At 35.4% G+C, this 24826-nt stretch carries 22 protein-coding genes and 1 riboswitch; of the genes, 5 read left to right on the plus strand and 17 right to left on the minus strand.

Annotated features, from left to right (window positions below; translation table 11 throughout):
• Positions 1-264: 264 nt before the first annotated feature.
• The 8 genes from pstB to FHP05_RS03550 all read right to left on the minus strand — a co-directional run bounded on the left by pstB (position 265) and on the right by FHP05_RS03550 (position 8351).
• Positions 265-1083, minus strand: a complete 819-nt coding sequence (pstB, locus tag FHP05_RS03515; protein ID WP_407923421.1) for a phosphate ABC transporter ATP-binding protein PstB — start codon at positions 1081-1083, stop codon at positions 265-267.
• Positions 1084-1123: 40 nt separating this feature from the next.
• Positions 1124-2008 carry a phosphate ABC transporter permease PstA gene (gene pstA / locus FHP05_RS03520; RefSeq protein WP_147665866.1) on the minus strand — a complete coding sequence of 295 codons (885 nt, stop codon included), beginning with the start codon at positions 2006-2008 and terminating at the stop codon, positions 1124-1126.
• Positions 2009-2049: 41 nt separating this feature from the next.
• Positions 2050-2994, minus strand: coding sequence for a phosphate ABC transporter permease subunit PstC (gene pstC, locus FHP05_RS03525; RefSeq protein ID WP_147665867.1), 945 nt, complete (start codon positions 2992-2994; stop codon positions 2050-2052).
• Positions 2995-3094: 100 nt separating this feature from the next.
• Entirely contained in the window at positions 3095-4111 is a 1017-nt protein-coding gene (locus tag FHP05_RS03530) for a PstS family phosphate ABC transporter substrate-binding protein (RefSeq protein ID WP_147665868.1), read from the minus strand.
• 179 nt (positions 4112-4290) lie between these two features.
• On the minus strand, positions 4291-5646 hold the full coding sequence (locus tag FHP05_RS03535) for a sodium-dependent transporter (RefSeq protein WP_147665869.1): 1356 nt from the start codon (positions 5644-5646) through the stop codon (positions 4291-4293).
• A gap of 247 nt (positions 5647-5893) precedes the next feature.
• The gene (locus FHP05_RS03540; RefSeq protein ID WP_147665870.1) at positions 5894-6739 is read right to left on the minus strand and encodes a DUF6612 family protein; all 846 of its coding nucleotides are present in this window, start codon (positions 6737-6739) and stop codon (positions 5894-5896) included.
• Between the two features lie 254 nt (positions 6740-6993).
• Positions 6994-7587 (minus strand): energy-coupled thiamine transporter ThiT, encoded by a 594-nt coding sequence (gene thiT / locus FHP05_RS03545; protein ID WP_147665871.1) that lies wholly within the window; start codon positions 7585-7587, stop codon positions 6994-6996.
• Positions 7588-7696: 109 nt separating this feature from the next.
• A riboswitch (TPP riboswitch) is annotated at positions 7697-7798 on the minus strand.
• Positions 7799-7901: 103 nt separating this feature from the next.
• Positions 7902-8351: an Hsp20/alpha crystallin family protein gene (locus FHP05_RS03550; RefSeq protein WP_147665872.1), complete on the minus strand. Its 450-nt coding sequence runs from the start codon at positions 8349-8351 to the stop codon at positions 7902-7904.
• Between the two features lie 221 nt (positions 8352-8572).
• Here FHP05_RS03550 and FHP05_RS03555 point away from each other — a divergent pair, with 221 nt between their 5' ends.
• Together FHP05_RS03555 and FHP05_RS03560 are read left to right on the plus strand one after the other, a co-directional pair.
• On the plus strand, positions 8573-9856 hold the full coding sequence (locus tag FHP05_RS03555; RefSeq protein ID WP_147665873.1) for an acetyl-CoA hydrolase/transferase family protein: 1284 nt from the start codon (positions 8573-8575) through the stop codon (positions 9854-9856).
• A gap of 181 nt (positions 9857-10037) precedes the next feature.
• Positions 10038-10679, plus strand: a complete 642-nt coding sequence (locus FHP05_RS03560; RefSeq protein WP_147665874.1) for a YpjP family protein — start codon at positions 10038-10040, stop codon at positions 10677-10679.
• Between the two features lie 222 nt (positions 10680-10901).
• Here FHP05_RS03560 and FHP05_RS03565 read toward each other — a convergent pair whose 3' ends face one another.
• A complete protein-coding gene (locus FHP05_RS03565) occupies positions 10902-11654 on the minus strand; it encodes an HAAS domain-containing protein (protein WP_147665875.1) in 753 nt (250 codons plus the stop codon).
• Positions 11655-11674: 20 nt separating this feature from the next.
• Positions 11675-12004, minus strand: coding sequence for a PadR family transcriptional regulator (locus FHP05_RS03570; RefSeq protein WP_191126219.1), 330 nt, complete (start codon positions 12002-12004; stop codon positions 11675-11677).
• Between the two features lie 347 nt (positions 12005-12351).
• Between FHP05_RS03570 and FHP05_RS03575 the strand changes: the two genes are divergently transcribed.
• Complete coding sequence (locus FHP05_RS03575) at positions 12352-12555, plus strand: hypothetical protein (RefSeq protein ID WP_147665876.1); 204 nt, start codon at positions 12352-12354, stop codon at positions 12553-12555.
• 277 nt (positions 12556-12832) lie between these two features.
• Here FHP05_RS03575 and FHP05_RS03580 read toward each other — a convergent pair whose 3' ends face one another.
• The 5 genes from FHP05_RS03580 to FHP05_RS03600 are packed head-to-tail and all read right to left on the minus strand — an operon-like array spanning position 12833 to position 17500.
• Positions 12833-13546 (minus strand): ABC transporter ATP-binding protein, encoded by a 714-nt coding sequence (locus FHP05_RS03580; protein WP_147665877.1) that lies wholly within the window; start codon positions 13544-13546, stop codon positions 12833-12835.
• Between the two features lie 5 nt (positions 13547-13551).
• Positions 13552-14505 (minus strand): ABC transporter permease subunit, encoded by a 954-nt coding sequence (locus FHP05_RS03585; RefSeq protein WP_147665878.1) that lies wholly within the window; start codon positions 14503-14505, stop codon positions 13552-13554.
• Positions 14498-15007, minus strand: a complete 510-nt coding sequence (locus tag FHP05_RS03590; RefSeq protein ID WP_147665879.1) for a nitrous oxide reductase accessory protein NosL — start codon at positions 15005-15007, stop codon at positions 14498-14500. The genes FHP05_RS03585 and FHP05_RS03590 overlap by 8 nt, the downstream gene beginning before the upstream one ends.
• A complete protein-coding gene (nosD, locus tag FHP05_RS03595) occupies positions 14997-16364 on the minus strand; it encodes a nitrous oxide reductase family maturation protein NosD (RefSeq protein ID WP_147665880.1) in 1368 nt (455 codons plus the stop codon). Before nosD ends, FHP05_RS03590 begins: the two co-directional genes overlap by 11 nt.
• A 41-nt stretch (positions 16365-16405) precedes the next feature.
• Positions 16406-17500: a multicopper oxidase domain-containing protein gene (locus tag FHP05_RS03600; protein ID WP_147665881.1), complete on the minus strand. Its 1095-nt coding sequence runs from the start codon at positions 17498-17500 to the stop codon at positions 16406-16408.
• Between the two features lie 742 nt (positions 17501-18242).
• Here FHP05_RS03600 and FHP05_RS03605 point away from each other — a divergent pair.
• Positions 18243-19295, plus strand: coding sequence for a lactonase family protein (locus tag FHP05_RS03605; protein ID WP_191126220.1), 1053 nt, complete (start codon positions 18243-18245; stop codon positions 19293-19295).
• 290 nt (positions 19296-19585) lie between these two features.
• Positions 19586-20494, plus strand: coding sequence for a hydroxymethylglutaryl-CoA lyase (locus tag FHP05_RS03610; RefSeq protein ID WP_147665883.1), 909 nt, complete (start codon positions 19586-19588; stop codon positions 20492-20494).
• Between the two features lie 245 nt (positions 20495-20739).
• Here the strand turns inward: FHP05_RS03610 and argF are convergent, their stop codons facing one another.
• Both argF and FHP05_RS03620 read right to left on the minus strand, forming a co-directional pair.
• Entirely contained in the window at positions 20740-21696 is a 957-nt protein-coding gene (gene argF, locus FHP05_RS03615; protein WP_230973915.1) for an ornithine carbamoyltransferase, read from the minus strand.
• Complete coding sequence (locus FHP05_RS03620) at positions 21696-24824, minus strand: carbamoyl phosphate synthase large subunit (RefSeq protein WP_147665884.1); 3129 nt, start codon at positions 24822-24824, stop codon at positions 21696-21698. Before FHP05_RS03620 ends, argF begins: the two co-directional genes overlap by 1 nt.
• Positions 24825-24826: the final 2 nt, after the last annotated feature.

Consider the following 24826-nt stretch of genomic DNA (forward strand, 5'->3'; position numbering starts at 1 on the left):
AGGTTACCGCCATAAAGAACAAATCCATGATAGATGATGGAAATAACCATACAAAAAAATGGTTCCGAGCAATTTTTAATGCTTGGAACCATTTTTTATACTATTTTGAGCTAGTTTTGTCCCAGCCTCTTTATACATTCAATAAAAGAGTAGTAAATTTAAAAAATAGGAGAAAATAATTAGGGCCCAGAAACAAGTGGTGGGTGTTTCTGGGCTCATCTATATAAAATAAAAGAGGGTATTGTATGTTACAACAAAAAGGACTCAACCAAAGCGACCGTTAATATAATCTTCTGTACGGCGATCTTGTGGTTCGTGGAAAATGACATCTGTTTTATCATATTCTACTACTTCACCTTCTAGGAAAAATGCTGTTCTGTCAGAAATCCTCGCTGCTTGCTGCATATTATGTGTAACAATGACAATGGCATAATCATCTTTTAAATCGCGAATTAATTCTTCTACTTTTAGTGTGGATTTAGGGTCCAATGCAGATGTCGGCTCATCCATTAAAATGACATCTGGTTCAATAGCAAGGCAGCGCGCAATACATAAGCGTTGTTGTTGCCCTCCAGAAAGGCCATAAGCATTATCATGTAAACGATCCTTTACTTCATCCCAAATATAAGCCCCACGTAAGCTTTTTTCAACAATTTCATCCAAAATCATCTTGTTTTTAATACCGTGAATCTTTGGTCCATATGCGATATTTTCATAGATAGATTTTGGGAATGGATTTGGTTTCTGAAAAACCATGCCAACCTGTGTACGTAACTCCTCTACACGTAAAGAACGGTCAAAAATACTTTTTCCTTTATATTGAATGGATCCTGTTGTTCGAACAGTAGGGACGAGTTCTACCATACGGTTTAATGTTTTTAAATAGGTAGATTTTCCACATCCGGATGGGCCAATAATGGCAGTAACTTCTTTTTCACGAATCGATAGGTCAATATCTTTCAATGCTTGTGTGTCACCATACCATAGGTTTAAGTTTTGCGTATCAAAAACAACATCTTTTTCTTGTTCAGCAGTACGTAAGACCTCTACATTTGAACGTTGTTTTACTTTCGGTTGTTCCATAACAGTAATTGCACTCATCATTTATTCGCTCCTTTTAATATTAATATCTTTTTTGAAATTTATTTCGTATTACAATAGCCGTTGTATTTAGTAAGAGAAGGACAAATAATAAAACAATAATGGTTGCTGCTGCTAAATAGGCATATTCTTCTACGAGAGATGAATCTAATGTCCAGTAATAGATTTGCATTGGTAAAACAGTGAATTTATCAAAAATACTCCCAGGAAATGGAATTAGTAAAGCTGGAATACCAATAACGACAAGTGGTGCTGTTTCTCCAATTGCACGTGACAGGGAGAGAATTGCACCTGTTAAAATACCTGGTAATGCAGCTGGTAAGATAATATTTTTAATGGTTTGCCATTTGGTTGCTCCCATACCATAAGAAGCTTCCCCCAAGTGATTAGGTACCGCACGAATGGCTTCTTGGCTGGCGACAATAGTAATAGGGAGAATGAGTAGGGACATAGTCAAACCACCTGCAAGGACAATATTACCCATATCTAAAGCACGAACGAAAACCGTCATTCCTAAAATTCCGTAAACAATAGATGGGACACCAGCAAGATTGGCAATATTGGTTTGGATAAAGGATTGAAAGCGCCCTTTTTTAGCGTATAGCTCTAAATAAATGGCTGTACCAACACCGAAAAACATGGTCACTGGGGCAACAACGACCATTAACCAGAGCGTACCAAGAATGGCTCCTAAGATACCCGCCTTCTCAGGCATTGTTGATTGTTTCCCAGTTAAAAAATCAATATTTATCCAGCTAATTCCATCACTGAGCACGCGATAGATTAAAATACCTAGAACAACGAGACCGAAAATAGTGGCAAGAAAAAAGATGACCTTTGAAAATGCGTTTAATAAAAGTCGAAAATTCATCCGCTTTTGTACTTGCCCAGCGTCAACATACTTCATAATGACTTTCCTCCTAAGGAATTCCATTGATTACATATAAATTAATAATCTTCTTTGAATTTCTTTGATATATAACGAGCAAATAGATTCATTAGCAATGTAAAAACAAATAAAGTCATGGCAACAGCGTAAAGACTATAATAAATGGTAGATCCTGCTGGTGCATCTCCACCAGTGACTTCAACAATATAGGCTGTCATCGTTTGCATGGACTCGGTAATATCAAATGTGAAACTTTTGGAACTTCCACTTGCAATCGTTACAATCATCGTTTCCCCAATCGCTCTTGAGATAGCGAGTACAATAGAAGCAACAATTCCAGAAAAAGCAGCAGGGATAACAACTCGTGTTGCAACTTCTAATTTCGTTGCACCGAGTGCTAAAGCACCTTCACGCATGGCATTTGGGACAGAAGTCATGGCATCTTCTGAAAGGGATGCAATCATTGGAATAATCATGATTCCCATTACAATACCTGGACTAAGAATATTGGTTGTTTCTAGTCCTGGGATGATATGCTTTAGTAGTGGTGTTACAAAAGTAAATGCAAAGAAACCATAGACAATGGTTGGAATACCAGCCAATATTTCTAATAATGGTTTACATATTTTTCGAATACGTTCGGATGCAAATTCACTTAAATAAATTGCTGTCATCAATCCAATTGGTGCAGCTACAAGCATAGCAATAAGCGTAGAAGTAAGTGTTCCCGTAATAAGTGGTAGGACACCGAACTTCGGATTTTGACTAAGCGGCTTTAATACTGTTCCTGTGAAAAATTCAACAATAGATACTTCTTGGAAAAACTCAATTGTTTCACTAAGCAATGTATAGATAATCCCAATTGTCGTTAATATAGAAATACTAGCAATGAGAAATAAGATAACTGGGATAGATTTTTCAAATTTAAGGAATAGATTTTTAGATTGTTTTTTCTTTGCAATGAGTTCCTGTACATGAACAGGTTCGCGATTCGTTTGCATCATAAGTTTCCTTTCACACCATAGTAGAATGATAGAGTTCTAGTAAAGGAACAAGATGAGAACGAATGTCCTCATCTTGTCATCATATATGTTTGCTTCTTGATTATTTAAGCCCTTCTAAGAAATCAATACTTTCTTGTACTTCTTCATCAGGGATTGGAGCAAAACCAACTTCACCAGCTACTTCATTTACATTGTTCATGACATAAAGAGCGTAGTCTAAAACATGTGTTTTTTCTTTTGCAAGATCAACATTTAAGTAAGTAAATACCGGTCTTGTGAAATCTGCATAATCTCCATCTTCTGCGATGGTGTCAAGAGAAGGTTCAACAGGCCCATCTCCAAAGTCAACATGTATTGCTTGTAATTTATCTGTGTTATTGACATAGTAACCAAATCCGAAGAATGCAATTCCGTTTTTATCTTCTTCAATCATTTTGACAAGTGTAGAATATTCTTGTTGTAAGTTAACATCTTCTACTAAATCTTTTTCTTCTAAAATATTTTCATAGAAAAATTCATAAGTTCCGTGGTTTTCGTTAGGACCGTATGTGTTAATCTTTTCATCTGGCCAGTCTGGATTAATATCAGACCATTTAGTTACACCGCCATCTGCTAAAAAGATTTTACGTAATTCTTCATCTGTCATTTCTTTTGCCCAATCATTTTCTTTGTTAATAACAAATGTAAGACCATCTAAAGCTACTTTTAATTCTTTTACTTCCATACCAAGTTCTTCTGCTTTAGCCTTTTCTTCGTCTTTAATTTGACGGGAGGCATCATTGAAGTCTGTTCCATCTTCTACTAGGAATTTTTTGAAACCAGCACTTGTTCCTGCACGGCTTACTTCGACAGACACGCCTTCTTGTTCATTTGTCATATAATTCTCAGCTAATTTAGACATGAGTGGGAATACTGTTCCAGAACCGTCAATTACAACACTACCTTCTAAATCTGCTGTTTCTTCTTTGTTTTCTTCTTCATTATTGTCTGAAGCATTTTCCTCTGTATTGGTCTCTTCTTTTTCGTCTTCTTTCTCTGAGCTTGCCTCCTGACATGCTACCATTACAAATGCCATAGCAGCGATGATTAAGGCTAACAAAATATTTTTCAACTTCATAAATAATGTCCTCCCCTTTTTTATTAGGAAATATCTCTATTCAAATACCAGTATAGGTGGATAATATTAAGGAAGTATAAAGCGATTGTAAAGGTTGTGTAAATTCGGCAAATAAAAAATCCATTTCTATCTAATTGGAAGATAGAAATGGATTGTAATAGAAAGGACGAGATGTTGTTCTACAGGATTTTATCCCATACCCCTAATACATCAAGCATAACTGCAAAAATTAAAACAGGGGCTACATATCGTAATAGATAATACCAACTTGTAAAAATACCTCGGCTGATGTTACTACCACTACTTAACTGTTCGAACAGCACTGATTTCTTCATTTTCCAAGAAACAAAGATTGCCATCATAAGTGCACCAAGCGGCATGAGAATATTACTAACCGCATAATCTGCTAGGTCAAAGAATGATTTATCAAAAATAGTTATATCACTTAACACACCATAGGACAGTGAAGAGGGAATACCAAATATAAAGATGGCAATTCCAATTATCCATGCATATTTTCTTCGCTTCATCGAATCTCCTTTTGATAAAACAGAGACAATAATCTCCAACATGGAAAAAGCACTTGTTAACGCTGCAAATAAAAAAACAATCAAAAAAGCAGTAAAAAAGAACATTCCTAAAGGTAGTTGACTAAATATTGTAGGAAGGACATGAAATAAAAGCACTGGTCCAGCATCAGGAGCTAGTCCAAATGAAAAAACTGCTGGGAAAATAGCAAGTCCTGCTAATAGTACGATCATAATATTCATACTTACGATGGACACAGCAGAACGTGGTAAGTTCTCAGTCCTTGGCAAATAGGAACTATACGTAATCATTACGGAAACCCCAATACTTAGCGTAAAAAAGGATTGACCCATCGCATCAAGAACAGCCTTCGATGTCAACTTTGAAAAATCTGGTTGAAATAAAAAGGCAAGTCCCTTTCCAGCTCCATCTAATGTTAACGCGCGAATGACAAGAATGATAAATAAAATGGCCAAAGCAGGCATCATAATTTTTGCAGCCTTTTCAATCCCACCTTGAACTCCTTTGGCAACAACAAGGATTGTAATTAAAATAAAGATAAGTTGAACCCCAAGACTAATCCATGGATTGGCAATCGTTTGTTCAAACACGGATGCATATTCATTTGCATGGAGTCCATTTAATGATCCTGTCATCGCTTTTCCTAAATACGTTATCACCCAGCCACCAATGACACTATAGAAGGATAATAAAATAAAACAAGTAATCATTCCAAGAATAGCAACCCAATGCCATTTTGTGTTTGGGGCAATTTTTTTAAAGGAGGTGACCGCATCTTCTCCACCAGTTCTCCCAATTGCAAATTCCGCCATCATTAATGGAAGAGCAAGAATAAACGTGAAAACAATGAAAATAAATAGAAAAGCTCCCCCTCCATTTTGACCAGCTACATAAGGGAACTTCCATATGGCTCCAAGTCCAATTGCAGAGCCAGCTGTTGCTAAAATAAAACCTAATCTTGTTGAAAATTGCTCACGTTGGTTCAAATAAATGCTCCTCTCTACATATTGCTTTCTTTCTTTTTTGAAAAAAATAATTACTCCATATTTTCCATGAAGAAAGGGAAATTGTCAATGGTAAATGAATAAGATAACAAATAATGTAAAAATTCCATGAGCGAGTGACGAATATCTTGTGAAAAAGAGTCTGTTTCCTTCCTTATTATATAGGAAGAAAAAAGGGACTGTCTCATGACAGTCCCTTGGATAAAACTAGTAACTAGTACTCCATTAATTAAAATAGGCTTTCTGCTTTATCAATCACTTCTTGTGGAACCTCAATTGGATCAACACCATTGATATTCTTGTATTCAGCTTCAGCCTTTTGGCTGATATTCATTTCGCCTTCATCATTTTTTAGTGCCATATCCATTTCCATATTAAAGGATTTTAAATCATAAGATTCTTTATCAACATGTAATTCATAATATAGCTTATTAATTTCCATGTCTTCTAGAGGATTTTCTTCAGCATTTTCAATTTCTGTCATTAATTCTTCTGGCATAAATTGATTCATTAAATCTTCCGTTAACTCTTTAAATTTGTCGCCATCTGCTGTAAGTTCTAGAACATATGCATCATCTGTTTGTTTAAATTCTAGATTATCAACAAATTTTTCTATCATTTTAACTTGTTCTGCTGGATCTTGTTGTTGGTTCAGTAATTCATCAGGAATCATATCGCCCATTTCTAACCATGTTTCTGATTCTGAATCAAACATGTACATGCCATCCTCAGTCATATACATTTCGATGTCCATCTCCATAGGAGTGCCTTCCATTTCCATTTTAACTTTCCCTTTTTGATACATTGTTAATGGGTCCATTGTCATCTTGGCATCCGTTTTAGTTGTTGTATCCATTGCCACATTTTCAGAAGGTACTTCTATTTTTTGTGTTAAATCCATAACCATTTCAGCACTTTTCATATCTTCTGATGCTTTTAAGGTTTTCTCATACACTTCTTCGGCCGTTAGGTCACTCACTTCTTTTGTACCTTCAACAGGATCTGCGGAGTCTTGACAAGCAACTAACCCAAAAGATAGTAAGATAGCAGTAAATAACATTATGATTTTTTTCAAATTAAAACACTCCTTCAATGTATTTTACACTCATACGTACGTATCCTACACGAAAAGGTTTCATAATGGAATAGGTAAATGTTGATTAGTTGTAAAAAGAGAGAAAAATGAATCTTTTGTACTATGGAAAATATGGCTTTTTTACTACTAGGTTGCTTGTGTATCTTCATTCATTAAAATGTTTCGGCATAATTGATTTTTCAATCCATGAAACAAAATATAGATTGCGGAGTTTTCGAGCTTCCTTTCTATGATTATGCCGCTTTTCTACTCGTAGATGAGCGAGCATTTGTAACTAGAGCTGGTGCTTTTGCTAGAAGTAAGGATAATAGAATAGCACAAGTAATAAATGCACCAATAAATGTAATTCCATTCATCGTTAAAGAGAAAATAACCGGCGCTTTTCCTGCTTCAATTGCATACTTTTTAAAGAAAATAACTCCAGCAAGAAAATGCCAGAAGTAGCGGATTACACTTCCGACAAATGTACCAACAACAATCCATGTGATAGCAGTTGTCATTTTCTTCTCTACTAGGCTGTTTTTAATAACGTTTGAAAATAGCCCAGCAAAACCTACACAAGAAAATGCGATGATGTATTCAATAAATGCTTGTGTTGGTGTAAGAATATAAGCATCACCCAAAGTAATTTGTAAAATACCCCATAAGAAACCGGATATGACCCCAGCGGCGAATCCCCTCCGAAATGCGATAATGAAAATAGGTATCATTGCAAAAGAAATCGAAATGGATGGATGCGGCTTAAACGATGGAAGGATATCCAATGCCATTGCAAAAGCAGCAAAGATTGCAATTTCGATTAAGGTCTGTAAATTAAATTTTTTCATAAAAAAATGCCCCCTCTAATGTGAACCACTATAAGGGAGACATAGTGAAAAGATTACGGTATTTAAAGTAAGCCGACACTACTTAAAATGCATTGATCGCATATTTTCCGTAAGATATTCACCACATCCCTACGTTAGTTTTAACTAAACAGGTTCAAAGGGTCAGAACAAGAATGTTCTCTCTCAGCAAGTTGCTCCCCTTGTGGTCACGTTAATATTTTATTCTCTATTATCTTAACAGATAGGCTCAATTTTGCAAATATGGGATAAAATAAACCATGTCACCTAGAAATGGGACATGGTTGTGTTTACTATTAATCTATTTCAATTCGTTTTGTTTTAGGCTTTGTAGGTTCCCTTTTAGGAATTTCTATTTTTAAAATTCCTCGTTTCAGTTTTGCTTTAACATTTTCTTCTTCAACATTATCTACATAGAAACGTCTAATAAACTCTCCATAATGCCTTTCTTGACGAATAATTTTATCTGATTCATCTTTTGTTTCTTCTTTTTCATCTCTTTTGGCATGGATGGTTAAATAATTGTTATCAAAATCAATCGTTATGTCTTCCTTGTCAAATCCTGGAAGTTCAGCTTCTACATAGTATGCCTTTTTTGTTTCCCTTACATCTGTACGGAAAGAGTTCAAGTTACCATTAAGTGGAGCAATTCCCTCGCGATCGAAAAATTCATTAAAGGATGTTCGCATACGTTCGAATAAATCCAAATCATCGTTTCTCTTTTTAAATGGTTTTAAGTCAAACATTATTACTCCTCCTTTATATTCTATCTATTCTTATTATATCAAATAAAAAAGATTTATTGATTAAGATAAAAGGAGTTCATTAATAATTCATTATTCATCAATTTGTGACATTTTTCTACAAAAAGTGAATAAAAGTGACAGACAGTTGATAATTTTGTATTCTAGATATGTACTGTTTGATTTACCATATTATTTCAACTGAATTAGAGGGGGCGAACAGGATGAATGTTCAACAACAGTATGAGGAAAAAAGATGTTCAGCAGAAGAAGCGATTTCATGCATTCAACCAGGTGATGATATTATTACTCCGATATTAGCAGGTGAACCATATAAGCTAATGAAACAATTGGAGTCCTATGATAAACTATCTGGAAATCGTTTGATTCAAATGTTTTCTACGCGTGATGTGATTGATGTTGATAGGGAGAAGTTACAGATTGTAAGTACTTTTATGGGTAATTCTGAGCGAAAGGCTTTTAAAGAAGGTAAAATTGACTTATTACCAAATCACTTTTCAGATACACCTAAATTAATGAAGGATTTTACAACAAATCCTGTAGTGATGGCTGTTGTTTCACCAATGGATGAGGAAGGTTACTTTTCATTGGGAACAAACTGTGATTATGTGGCGACTATGATTCCTTACGCGAAAGATATTATTTTAGAAGTGAATGAACATATGCCTAGAACCTATGGAGAAAATAAAATTCACATCTCTAATGTAAGCGCACTCATGGAGAATCACCAACCAATCCCAGCAGCACCATCTGTAAGGGAATCAGAAAAAGACCGTATCATCGGTGAATATGTAGCTGATTTAATTCATGATGGAGATACGATTCAAATTGGTTTTGGTTCCATTCCGAATGCAATTATTGATCAATTGAAGTCTCATCGTAATTTAACAGTGCATACGGAAATGATTCCAGAGAAAATAATTGATTTATATGAAGCGGGAGCTATTACAAATGAAAATAACCCATTTAAAAAGGGTAAAATGACAGCTACGTTCGCATTTGGATCCCAGCGTCTATATGATTTTATCCATGAAAATGAAGATGTATATATGCTTCCAGTTGATCAGACGAACCATATTTTAAAACTAGCATCAGTAAAGAATCTAGTAACTGTTAATGCGGCCGTAGAAATAGATTTCCTTGGTCAAGTTAACTCCGAAATGATTGGTGGAACATACTGGTCCTCTTCTGGTGGACAAGCAGACTTCCAAATCGCATCGCGAATTGCAGAAAATGGTCGCGGGGTTCTTTGCATGCATTCCACTGTGAAGAATGATACCATTTCCAAAATTGTTCCAATGCTACAAGCTGGAACTCCTGTTACAACATCGAAAAATGATGTTGATTATATTGTAACGGAATACGGGATAGCCCGTTTACGTGGTAAGGGAGTTCAAGAGAGAACAAAAGAATTAATCCGAATTGCCCACCCGAAATTCAGAGAAGAACTAGAAAATGCCGCAAAAAGCATGGGGTATCTCGCTTAATTCTAGTAAAATATAAACATTTACAAATATCCTAGACCGATGAAGTTTAGGGTATTTTTTTATTCAATATAATTATGGGATTAGATGGAATTTACAAAAAATAAACAAAAAGTATGATAGACGTATAGAACAGGCCATGTTAAAATAAACCTATAAGTCTATATTAAAGAAGGTAATTGTTATGAAACTATGGTTACGAAAAATAATGGTTGCTTTAGTAGCGGTTGTAACTCTAGGGATGTATGTTCCGCCAATCGCCTTAACGACTGATGCAGAAGAAAGCAAAGATGCTTTATCAGAAAGACCAAATGTGGACGAGCAAAATGCTACTGTATCCATTACAGAGGATAGGTATGCAAGCGTTTCGTATGTTGAACCTACCGAAAGTAATGTAGATATTGCAGAGAGCACTTTTACAAAAGAGGACTATATTGATGAGATAACAGAGCAAGCAAAAGAACAAGCATTCATGAAATTTGGTCCACGTATGATTGATCAAGTAGAAGGTGAGTTTACAGCTCATATTTTACCAGTTATGGAGGATGTACTAGAATCGGTTATGGAAGATGCATCTGACGATGAAATCAGATACTATGCCATTACAGAAGAACCTGCTCGTGGATTAGGAGAGAGGATCTTTAATATCTATGATGAACGGAATGAAAAGGATATTGTCAGATTCCATGTACGCCGTGAGAATCGTCCATTAGAAGGGTATTGGTTTAATTTCCACTATCATTTAAATGAGGATAATTTTGAAAAACATCATGACATAGGCGATATGTATTGGGATAAAAACATTCCACCAAGATGGATGTCATAAAAAAGATCAAGGAATTCTGTGAATAGATTCCTTGATCTTTTTTGTTGGGAGGCGTACCGGCAGGCCTGTTTAAAATGTCTGTTCTAAGCAAGAATTTCCTAGTCAATTATGATGCATGTTTCAATCATCAAAAGTGGCCAGATGGAACACTCCACATACCATCTGTTAGTAATAAATCTAAGTTGGCATTAACATAATAAGTGAACCATTACATCTCCCGGATTACTTCTCTCGGCGGGAGACAATCCATATATAAAGAAAGATTCCGCCATAAGAAATGATTGTACTTACAATTAGTTGTGTTTCGATTGAAAGAGATGTCAATCCAAGTAGAAATTCTGGTAAGATCAAGAGTGATAAGATAACAACGAGTACCCAACTCTTTGCCCAGAGCGTAATAGCAATAACAAGAATACTTGCCAGAGAAACAATCAGCCATGAACTAGTCACACCAAAGTGAATAACAGGTGTTTCGACATGACGATTTAAATAAATCAATCCAACAAACATAGCGACTGGTACAATCATAACAGGTGTTAATACTAAAATAGCTTTTCGATCAGACATGCCTCTTTTTGTTATCCATGTAAAGCTTACTAATGTGAGAAGTATAAAGAGAATCGAAATTGTAACATCGCCAACAATCTCAAGTATGGAATAGGAGAGTGGCCCATTTAAAATATCCATAAAAATTTGAAATGTGAATGAACCTAAGATAATAATGACTGCATATTTGATCCAATTTGAATAATCAACAGGCATCTCTTCTGAAATCATTTCCATATATTCCCCAGGCGAATTGCCTACAACTTTCTCTATCGGCTTTCCTTTTCTTTCGGCCTCTAGTAAATGAACTTCCAATTCCTCAATAATTACGTCAATCTCTTTAAAGTTTTTCCCCTTTGCAAACAAATAAGCATTAAGGTCTTCTAAAAATTTATTGCTTTTCTTTGATAATCTTTGACGAATATCCATTTTCTCACTCCTTTTTTTATTTAGTCCACTGATTCCATATGAAGCACGCGCTGAACATTTGCTTGTAAATCATCCCAACGTGCAACAAATTTTTCCAATTCCATTTCTCCTTTTCTTGTAAGCGAGTAATATTTCCTTCGTGGTCCTGCTGTAGACTTTTTAAATGTTGCGCTTACTAATTCTTCGCGTTGCATTCGCATTAACATCGGATAAATGGTTCCTTCACTAAAAGACTCAAAGCCATATTCCTCTAATTTCTCTGCAAGTTCATAGCCGTAAACTTCTTTGTTTTTAATGATTGCTAAAACACATCCATCGATAATTCCTTTTAACATTTGTGTGGTAGACAAGGATTTACCTCCTTTTCTATATATTGCATTACAAGGTATAGGTGCTTAAAAATGATAACTTCAAGACGTAAGTAGGGATATAAGAATCAGTATCTTGTCATACAAGGTATTTAAATAAAAAAATGGTATCATGTATTACATGATAGGTTCATAATAACCTATGCTAACTTGTAATGCAAGAGTTAATTTCTCTTCTCATTAAAAACCTTTTCGAATAAATTATGACGAATATTTGAAGTTCGACTAATATGTGAATTTCCTCACAAATTTATTCATTTTAAGTAAAACCTTGCTATAATAAAGCTAGGTTAAGTATTAAAAATATAATATATAGGATGGTGTGTACAATGAAAGGGACAGCAATTCTTTTAAATGAGGATCAAACAGTTACTTGCTTGGAAGATGTAGACCATTCTCTTTATATGGAAATGAAACAGCAAGAAGGTTGTGCCCAATTTGAATGCACGATTGATAATAAGGAAATAAACTTTGTTAATGTCGAATCTGTGTTATGGTGTGATGATCAAGTGGATTGGGATTATGGATATTGATGTAAGTAGAATAATAAAATAAATGAACCGAGAATAGAAGCTATTCATATAGTTTCTATTCTTTTTATCGTAGATCAATAGCCAGTAAACGACTGATTCGTTCAACTAACAATCAGTGGGAGTGAAGAAAGCTCCCACTGATTGAAGTTTCACTTTATCGCAGATTAACTGGCTGTAAGATCTCCACATCAAGAATTCAAGCTACTCAAGAATTATAAGTGGGTGAATGGGGACTATTCGCTACAAGACTTTCATCTGTTGAATGATAAGAAAATCCTTAAACTTTTGATGTCTCGTCTTGTTCTAAGATTTTTAGAAAAACCTCTTCTAAATTTTCACATTCTTGTCGTTTATAAATTTCCTCTAGACTACCATTTTCTTTCATTATGCCGTCAAAAAGAATGACAACACGATCAGATATTTCAGCTACGTCTCTCATAATATGACTGCTTAATAATATGGTTTTACCTTCTTTTTTTAGTTCACGAATGATATCTTTGAATTGGATGACCCAGTATGGATCCAGACCATTTGTTGGCTCATCAAAAATGTAAATATCGACATCCGCTAATAATGCTTGTGCCAAGTTCACACGTTGAGACATTCCTTTTGAATAGGAACCTACTTTTTGATTACGAACATCCCAAAGCCCGACACGTTTTAAGAGTGAGTTGATTTTACTCTGCCCTACACCTAAAAAATTCCCATAATAACGTAAAACTTCAACAGGAGTAAGTTCTGGTGGGAAATTCATATCGTCCGGCATAAATCCAAATGGCTTCTTTTTCTTTATCATAAATTCAAATGTGCCAGAAGATGGTTTTTCAATTCCGGTAATTAGTTTTATTAATGTACTTTTTCCAGCACCATTTCCCCCGCAGAGTACAACACATTCTCCTTTATGAATAGTAAGGGTCGCAGGATGGAGTACTCGTTTCTTTCTATAAGTTTTAGATAGATTTGATACCGTTAGAACCGCATCTGAAGTCATCTAATTCACCCTTTTCTTTTTATCAATTGATTAGAGACAATAAAGGTAATAATGATCATGATGATAAATGTTAGTAGAATATAGTTGGTAAGTATGCCGTTATTTGCCCATTCTTCAAGGATTAAAAATTCAGGGCCAAAAATGTAATTTGCATTTAATTTTTCAATGGACCACACTCTTATGGATTCAATTGGATTTAATAGTACGAAAACGAGTATACTTTTTAATTTTTGTGTGTAAGGAATCCAATCGATTGCCGTGAAAACGATAAATTCATATACAAAGACAAAGAAACTCCAGATAAATAAAGCAAGTGATAATCCTTGCATTCTTGTTACACTTACGGCACCAATCAAAAGTGACATCGCAGAAAAGGTAGTGACAAGTAATATATTTAAAATTAAAAAGGTGAGTAAAAAGGATGTTTCTATTTCGCCTCCAACAATAGATATGATTATTCCAAAACTTCCATAGGCAATTCCTAACGAGGCAATTAATGAGAGACATAATGCGATAAATTTACTAATCAAATAGTATATATATGGCATCTGGTATGTTTTATAAAGTGCCAAACGTCCATCTTCTTTATCTGCAATGATCGAATTAGCACCGAGAATTAAGCTAATGATTGGGATTAACCACAGTGACAAATTCATTAACATGGCAATGGCGCGATTATAGCCGACACTTTTGTTTGTTTCTGCACTTTGTTCATCTTCATTAGGCAATTCTTCCAGTCCGAAATAGGAAGGGTCTACTGTACCTGTATCAATCTCTCCTATTGATTCAAGGCCATATTTTACTTCCGTTGGATTTGAGTCAATTGATTTTAGGCCATAGAAGAAAAACAAAGCAGCCATCGCTATAAAGAGGATCGTGAAATTAAGTAACCATTTACTTCTTAATAATAGGCGTAGTTCATGCATTGTCATAAAACATAGCTTTTTTAGTTTATTCATCGTCCTCACTCATATGATCGTGATGTTCGTCATGTCCGTCTTCTTGTTTCAATGCTTGAATGTCTATTTCTATAATTTGGTCTTTTGTATATATGTCTCCACCATTTTCTTTTTGGAAAGATTCTGCCTCCTCTTGAGATTCAAAGGCGATAATCCCATAACTCATTGGTGTGGGAGTAGCCTCATCTTGAATAAATGTCGCATTGTCAAATTCAATCCAATCATTGGAATTGTAATCATGTACATATATCTTACCTATAGCCATGTCTTTATTTTGTTGTAGATCAGTGATCATACATCCGATATCGTCATACATTTTAGGATCGCCATCTTCCATAATTACTTGTGTTGCAGCATCTACATCGAGTATTCCCATACTGCACACATCACAGCTATCTACATTTTCATCAATGGAAACTGGATCTAGAGAAGCTTCTTCTGAACAACCAACTAATAAACCAAAAGTAATTATAAATATGACCATGAATAATTTATTTCGCATATTGCTTCCTCCTTGCTAATCTCATAATTATTAATCCAAATAATACAAATCCTAAGAAAAGAATGAGCGGCTTCCAAGCTATTTGATTTGTTGTCGTTTTTTTACTTGTTTCTATTGTTTCAACTTGAATGGAAGCGGGTTTGTTTAGCGGATGTTCGTCAATGATGAACTGTTTTGATGGAAAAGGTACAAATTGTTCAACAGTATTCCATAATCGAACTGCAGGGCTTCCAGTAAATATTTGAAGCGTTGGTTCATCAGTTATTAAATGATAAAATACATCTCCACTTTTATATGCATAGTCATTTAATTCATCTTGATTGATATTCAGGGATTGTTGATCATCCCAAAAGTTCCCATATTCATCAAAACTAAATTCGTTTTCGTTTTCCTCTTCAGATATTACCTGTTGGTTGTTTCCGATAAAATTATTGAGATTGATTTGATTTCCAGTAGAGTCCTTACTAATTTCCACACCTTTCTCATTACCTTCAAGTAGATTAAATTCAAATCTATTATCCACTGCATTTTCTAAATAAATGCCTTTATTATTCATTTTCATAACATTTGCAGAGATATTGGAATTAAATGTGTCAAATAAGAACATACCAGCACCGTCTACAGTTGTATTTGCATATAAGTGATTTTTGTTCACTTGAAGATTATAGCTTTGCATAAGCATTAAGCCATTTCTACTATTGGAAATGTGATTTTGTGTAATAACAACATTTTTTGAATCCATGGTGTGCACGCCATATCTGGCATTTTTAATCTGGTTATGACCGATTTCGCAAAGGTCAGAGAATGATATATAAATTCCGTCATTTGTACCGTACATGAGATTGTTATTTACTTTTGAATGGGGCGATTTAATTAAATATACACCAAATCCTTTATTAGAAGTCTCTTTGAAACTAGTAATCAGATTTTTAGTTATTTCATTTCCATAGCCATCTTTTACTAGTACCCCATGAAAAGTATCATATAGTTTATTGTTTTTAATGATATTTCGGTTTGATCGAAGGGAAATTCCAGCATTTTGTGTTCCACTTCCTTCAATTTGAAGGTTTTCTATTGTGACATCGTCTGCATTGACTGTAATAACGTCACCTTGATTAGGTCCTTTAATAATAGCTCCTTCTTTACCTATAACGGTTATAGAACGATCAATCGTAAAATTCCCTTCATAAGTTCCAGGTTCTACTAGAATGACGTCATTGTCTTTTGCCTGATCTAGCACATGTTGGAAATCGCTTTCATTATTAACAATATGCTCTTTCGCTTCTACTGTTATTTCTCCGTTAACAAGAATAAAGGACAGGAACAATAGGAGCACGGTAGTAAATTTCAATCTCATGTACTCACCTCAAGTAAGTTCATATTTTTACAAAAGCATTATTAATGACTCATTGTTGCTTTTCCATCATCTTTACCATCTTTTGTTACTTTCAAGATAGCGGCTGCTCCTTTTTGCACATGTTCGAATTGGTGTGTCACGATTGGATAGCTGCCTTCCTCGGTAACTGTAAATTCAACAACTGTACCTCCACTTGCTGGTAACATGACGGTTTGTAGTCCTTTCATATGGTTATTAGGGTTTCCATCTTGATAGACATTATCAAACATCGTTCCTACTACGTGGAAAGAACTCACCTCGTTAGGTCCTACGTTATTAAGGTAGATTCGCACCTGATCGCCAACCTTTGCAAGTAAAGGCTCATCTGATAATGAGAAAGTATCTCCGTTTGTATTTCTATCACCTTTTTTCAATGCCTTCGCAGAAAATACAACATGTTTCGGTTCTCCGTTTGTGAAGTCGTCGAGATCGTTGTAGTTATACCATTCGTTTTGAATGAGTACAAATTCTTTATCAATTTCATCGTCTGTTGGATAACCATCTTTTGGTCTTACAATAATTACTCCATGCATTCCATTTGCAATATGGGATAATATTGGGTCTGTCCCACAATGGTACATAAATACTCCCGGGTTATCAGCTGGATAAGTGAATGTTCCCGTTTCATCTGGTTCTACGTTTGTAAAGTTTTTAGAAGGTGCTGTACGAACAGCATGGAAATCCATACTGTGTGGAATGGCAGGATCCATATTTTTCATTGTAAAATTAATGACATCTCCTTCTTCTACTACAACTAATGGACCTGGTGCTTCACCGTTAAATGTCCATGCTTTATACCATTCATCTTTAGCAATTTCAATATCTGTAATTTGTGCAGTCATTTCAACATTTACTTCATTTTCCCCAACTCTTTCTACTTTTAATGGAATCGGTTCTTGGTTTAGTCCTTTATGGGGCTCAATTACTTCTGACTCATCGTATTTTTCATCACCTGATTCTGCAGCATAGACAACATTTTCATCTTTTTCATGATTATTTCCTTCGTTACCACTGGTATTTTCCTTTGTTCCACAACCTGCTAAGATAACCGATAATCCAAACAAACTAATAAATACTAGCTTTACAAACCTTAGCATTTTTTTCGCCCTCCTAGAAATAATATTTGTTTTAAAAAAATTTAAATCTCCAGTGTAAAAATGTTTTAGATGTTAGATACGGATAAGCCAATAATCTGATTATTGCTTAGACAAACATCGAATATATAATTTCTCTCCTTTCACTATTCGATTAGGTAGGATTGTATTGCCTTATCTGTAATGACATTGTATTAATTGACTAGACTGTATTGAGTGATATATCTCACTAATGGGTGGATAAATATGTCTAATACATGATGATTTTCTTTCGGAAAAATGAACGAAAATAGAGGTCAAATAAGTTTTATTATTAAAAAATAATTACTATAAAGAATGGAAAAATATAGGCAGTTATAGAATGGATATCAAAATGCAAGAAGGTTTGTTTTGAGAAAAAGGTTGAATAATCTTAATTGTGGGTGATATTTGTCACAAATTATGAAGTGGAAGAAAAAAGGATGTCCCCCATTCTTATTAAAGGATGGGGACACCGGTACGGTCCAAGATATGGAATGATTTACCTTTTCCACGAGTTAACTGGCTGTAAAGTCCCCAGTGACTGAAGTTGTACTTTAATTTCTTGTTCAAATTGGCAACAAAAAGGGAGAGCATTTTCGCACGACTCACAAGCTGTATTTCCACTATAAAAAAGGTATGAACTTATTTTAATCATGTTATAATAGGGGAGGTAATGAGAGACGGAAAATACATATTAGTGAATAAACGAAGGGGAGATCATGATTTGACGAAGGAATTTATTGGTTATGTTGGGACATACACTCGTAAAAGCAGCAGGGGAATCTATCGATTTGAATTAGACATAGAGGCTAAAGAATTGACCGATGTTCAGCTTGCTCACGTTACAGGAAGTCCAACATATTTAGCAATTAGCAAGAATGAAAAGCGTTTATATGCGGTAGCCCAGGCAGATGAAATGGGTGGTGTTAGTTCTTATGAGATTCAAGAGGACGGGAAATTACGCTATATGAATCGTAAACTAAGTAAAGGTGCACCTCCATGTCATGTAGATATAAGAGATCAAGCATTATTATCAGGTAACTATCATAAAGGAACGGTTACATGGTATGAAATAAATGAACAAGGAAGTATTCATAAAGAAATTACCTCTGAGGAACATGAAGGGCGTGGTCCACATGAACGCCAAGAAAAGCCACATGTTCACTTTACGGGCCATACACCTGATGGGAAATATGTCCTCGTTGTTGACCTTGGGACAGATGAACTTGTAACTTATATTAAAAAGAATCAAGCATTAATAAAGTTACATACATTTAAAACAAAGGCTGGTAGTGGTCCTCGCCATATAGCGTTTCATCCGAATGGTAAGACTGCATATTTACTAACAGAATTAAGTTCAGAGGTTATTGTGCTTGATTATAAGGCAAGTAATGGTTCGTTTATTGAAAGGCAGGTTCTTCGGGTGATTCCAGAAGACTTCACAGAGACGAATGATGCGAGTGCCATCCACGTTTCTTCAGATGGGAAATTTGTTTATACAGCAAATCGTGGCCATAACAGTATTGCTGTTTTTCAGGCAGATGAAACAACAGGTAATTTAACCTTTGTGGAGCATACCAATACGGCTGGAGAATTTCCTCGAGACTTCACCCTTGACCCAAGTGAAGCATTTATTGTCGTAGCAAATCAACATACTGGAAACCTTGTTTTGTTTGAACGCGATGAACAAACGGGAAAACTAACCAAACTTGATTCTGAGATTAATGTTCCAGAAGCAGTATGTGTGAAGTTTTTAAAGAAGGAATTTGAAGGTTAATAATAAAAGAAGAAGAGTCCTATTTCCACAGTTTAACCGTGGGAATAGGACTCTTTTTCCATCTTTTTAGAAATATTCTTGAAAATACGGATAATTTCTAAAAAATGGTTGACAGTATGCGAAGAGATATTATATATTGTATTCAACAATGTTGAATTAAAGGAAACACAATTGAATATAATGGAATTGAGAGCAACTCGATGATTAAATTTTTTCTATGAAAACAGCAGATGTAAGCGAATACATTTTTGTGAAATAAATATGATTTCAATTTTGAGGAGGGAAAGATTGTGAGACAATGGCCAGATTTTATACAAATCAAAGAAGTAGGACCGAGAGATGGATTACAAAATGAGAAAAAACGTGTCCCAACAAAAGATAAAATCGCTTGGATTAATAAATTGTCCGAAACAGGTGTCCGTGAAATTGAATATTCATCCTTCGTACATCCAAAATGGGTTCCACAACTTTCAGATGCACATGAAGTAGGGAGGAAAATAAAGCGTAATCCAAATGTTCGTTATTCTGCACTTGTTCCTAATTTAAAAGGGTTAGACTTGGCATTAGAAGCCGGAATTGATGGTGCTTCTGTATTCATGTCAGCAAGTGAATCACATAATAAAAGCAATATTAATAAAAGTATTGCTGAAACATACCCCGTATTAGAAGAAGTCATTCGCGAGGCAAAGGCAGCAGGTAAACATGTCACAGGTTATGTGTCTACTGTTTTTGATTGCCCATTTGAAGGAAAAATTACTCCAGAAAAAGTGATAGAAGTATGTGATCACTTAGTGGATGCCGGTGTGGATGATATATCACTTGGAGATACGATTGGAACGGCTGTCCCATCGCAAGTAGAAGCTCTATTGGATAAAGTATTAGATCGTTATTCATCAGAAAAAATCATCATGCATTTTCACGATACAAGAGGAATGGCAATCGCGAACATCATGACATCCATGCAATATGGTATAACAAGATTTGATAGTTCCATTGGTGGTCTAGGTGGCTGTCCATACGCACCAGGAGCAGCAGGGAATGTCGCTACAAATGATATTCTCTATTTATTGCATGGCATGGGAATCAAAACAGGAGTAGATGAAAAGAAAATAGAAAAAGCTGCTTTGTTCATTCAAAAAAAGCTAGGAAAGACACTCCCTAGCAAATCACTCGCATATGCTGTGGCCCAACAATCATAGAATGCGAGCATACAAATAAAGATGGAATGCTAGGCGAAACCGAAACCGTTTCCTTGAAAATACTTAAGGAAGTGGTTTTTTTGTGGATGCTTTTCCAATAATTATATAATAATCATAGCCAAAAGATAATCTAAACGTCCTTCATCAAGGATACAAAAGCCAAATCATATCGAAAAACCAAACAAAAAGTCCTTCATCAAATGCATGAAGGACATCAGTTGGATATTCCCAACATGTTACTCTTTTTATACAATAGAAGATAGGACGGCTTTTTGCGCATGAAGTCGATTTTCTGCTTGATCGAAGACAACTGAATTTTCCCCATCAATTACTTCTGACGTAACTTCCTGATCTCTAATCGCTGGTAAGCAGTGCATGAATAGATAATCATCTTTTGCACCTTTTACCAAGTTTTCATTTACTTGGTATTCACGGAATGCCTCTTGTCTCGCTTTCTTTTCTGACTCAAATCCCATACTAGTCCAGACATCTGTGTAAATGATATCCGCATCTTTAACCGCTTCATATGGGTCATGTGTTTGGATGATGGAAGTATTTGAAGCTGCTTTTTCTTTTGCTTGTTTTAAAATACTTTGTTTTATTTCATAGCCTTTCGGTGTTGCAACATGACAGTCGATACCCATGATGGCACAACCCATCAGTAAGGATTGGGACATATTGTTTCCATCTCCGACAAAAGCAAGTTTTAATCCTTGAAATTGCTTTTTCTTTTCGTAAACTGTCATTAAATCTGTAAGTACTTGGCATGGATGGGCATCATCTGTTAGTCCGTTAATCACGGGGATGGATGCATTTTCTGCTAATTCCAGGGCAATATCATGACCATATGTACGGATCATGATTACATCGACATAGCGAGAAAGTACTTTTGCTGTATCTGCAATCGTTTCTCCTTTTCCAAGTTGTAAATCATTCGTATTTAAAAACTGTGCTATCCCACCTAATTGGTACATCCCAGTTTCAAAAGAGACACGAGTTCTTGTGGATGATTTTTCAAAAATCATGGCAAGAGTTTTTCCTTCTAAGTATTTATGTGGATCACCATTTTTTTGCATCGTTTTTAACTGGATAGCAAGTTTAATAAGATCCATTAAATTGTCTTTTGTAAAATCCCCAATTTGTAAGAAATCCTTACCTTGTAATTGAGCTTTCATTTGTTGTACCACCGTGGATTGACTCATTATACGTTCACTTCCTTTTCATATAATAATTGTTCTACTGTCTGGACAGGTAACACTTCTCTTGTTGTTTGTAAAAAAGCTGCAATCGTATCTTTAGAAGATAGCGTAATTAGACCGTAATCTTGTGCAAGTTTTAATGCTACACTTTCTTCATCTGAACTATACACTGCAAATGCCTCTTTTGATTTCATCCAATCTTTTATTTCTTCCCATTTCGTGTCTCCGGGGAATTGTTTGATTGTAATACCAATGGCTTTCAATTGTTTCGTCCACTTGGGTAGGTACTCACCTTCATCTGCAATATACATTTCTTTTATTTTCTTTAAAAATTTCTGTTGCAATGATTGATTCCAAAGAAAGGCCTTCGTCAAACTACCTGAATAAGTAGGTGAAACAGCCATTACCTCACCAGTTGACTTCATTGTTGGTACAAGTGTTGGACTTATTCCGGGCAATTTTGCATTGGAGAAAACAGGTGCTTTTACGGTATAAAAATCATTTTCCCTTCGAATCTTCCCTTTATCCAAAATAGACTTTCCTAATAAAACGCCGGTTGCAAGTTTAATTAGATTTTCTCCAGTGGCCTTACTGCTTATCGGAACCGTTCTTGATGCACGAGGGTTTACTTCTAAGACGTATAATTCATCTTCATGGATAACAAATTGAATATTAAATATCCCCGTAAAATTCATCCCAAATGCAACACGTTCTGTATAATCTACAATTTTCTTCTTCATGAATTCTGATAAAGAAATCGGTGGTGTAACTACCATACTATCACCTGAGTGGACACCAGCCTTTTCTATATGTTCAAAAATGGCAGGGATAAAAATAGAATTTCCATCTGTTACAACATCGACATCGATTTCCTTACCTGGGTAATAGGCATCAATCAGTATAGGATACGAACTTTTCTTTATATGATCAGTTATATAATCATGGAGTTGTTGTTCTGCTCTAATTATTTCCATTCCTTCTCCACCAATGACATAAGAGGGTCGGATTAATAGTGGAAAGCCAATGGTTTTTGCCTTTTCCTTTAAATCTGATTCGCTATTTGCAATTAAACCAGGAATATGTGCCAGATTGATTTTCCTTATATACTGATAAAATCGTTCACGATCTTCTAGCATATCTATCGTGTCCATAGTTGAACCGAGTAATTGTACACCTGCATGTTCTAATTCATTAACCAAATTTAGTGCTGTTTGTCCTCCAAATTGCACAATTACTTTTTGAATTCCTTCATATTCAATCACTTGCAAAATATCATCTATTGTAATTGGTTCAATATATAATCTATCTGCAAGTTGATAGTCTGTACTTACTGTAGCTGGATTATTATTAATGAGTACTGTTTCATATCCGTATGATTGCAATGCTTTTATTCCTTGCACAGAACAATAATCGAATTCAATCCCTTGACCGATACGAATGGGGCCAGATCCAATGATCATTATCTTTTCCTTATCTGAATATACAGGTGGATTTGGTTTCTCTTGTTTCCAAACACTATAATAATAAACGGAATCTGTCACCTTTGATTGTGTCAAAGCGTGGATTGCTTCATAGGTTGGAAATATATGATAGTTTGCTAACTTTTCTTTTAATGCATCAATCGAACAGTTCCATTTTTTAGCTAGCCAACTATTTGTAAATCCTGCCTGTTTGATTTGGAGTAATTCATCCATTGTAATAGATTGCAGATTTTTCTTTTGAATGTTATTTTCTAACTGAATCAACTTGTTCATTTCTTCTAAGAAAAGACAATCAATTTTCGTTTTCTGATGGATGGTTTGAATGGGATAGCCGCGTCGTATTAATTCAAGAATGACAAATAGTCGTCGATCATCGATGTCCAATAGGAATTGGTGCAATACTTTATCGGACTTATTTTGTAAAGGGATATAAGATAAGCCATCTACCGCCAAATCAAGAGAACGAATGGCCTTTTGTAGTGCAGCTGTCATATTTTTTTCAATGGCTAAGACTTCCCCAGTTGCTTTCATTTGTGTACCGAGCTTTCGGTCCACGGTTGATAGTTTATCAAATGGCCAGCATGGTATTTTTACAGCAACATAATCAAGAAGGGGCTCATACGTTGCTAATGATTCCCCTTGATAATTCATTTCATTTAATGTATAGCCAAGACTTAATTTAGTAGCGATTTTTGCAATGGGGTACCCAGTAACTTTCGATGCTAAAGCACTTGAACGACTTACTCTCGGGTTGACTTCGATAATGATATATTCTTTTGTAGTGGGTTCTATTGCTAATTGGACATTACAAGCACCAATAATTCCAAGGCTTTCTACAATGCGTAACGAAGCTTCTCGTAACATGGTGATGTCTTTTTTAGACAATGTTTGAATGGGTGAGGCGACCATGGAATCACCTGTATGTACACCGACAGGATCAATATTTTCCATGTGACAAACAATTACCGCCTGATTCACACGGTCACGAATCACTTCAAATTCAATTTCTTTCCAACCAGCAATGCTTTTCTCGATAAGACATTGATGAATAGGGCTTGTGCGAAGACCACTTGTCACATATTTGGTGAAAGACTTCTCATCTACTGCAATGCCACCACCAGCACCTCCCAATGTATAGGCTGGACGGACAATGACTGGAAAGCCTATTTTCTCACAAAAAGCTAAACCATCTGCTAAAGAATCAATAATCGTACTTTCAGGAATTGGTTCATGCAACTCTTGCATTAAATGGCGAAATTTATGACGATCTTCTCCTTTCATTATCGCATCCATTGGTGTTCCTAAAAGCTGGACTTGATATTTATCTAAACTCCCTTGAGTTTGTAGTTCATAAGCTAGGTTTAAACCTGTTTGCCCACTTACCGTAGCTAGCAGTCCATCTGGTCGCTCCTTTTTCATAATTGTTTCGATGTTACGAGTGGTTAAAGGTTCAAAATATACCTTATGGGCAATTTCTTCATCGGTCATGATTGTTGCTGGATTATTATTGATGAGAATGACCTCACAACCTTCTTCACGTAAGGTTAAACAGGCCTGTGTCCCTGCGTAGTCAAACTCGGCTGCTTGCCCAATGACAATTGGACCTGACCCAATGACCAATACTTTGTTCATTTGCTTATCTTTGGGCATTT

The organism is Cerasibacillus terrae, from assembly GCF_008039555.1.
GTDB lineage: Bacteria > Bacillota > Bacilli > Bacillales > Amphibacillaceae > Cerasibacillus > Cerasibacillus terrae.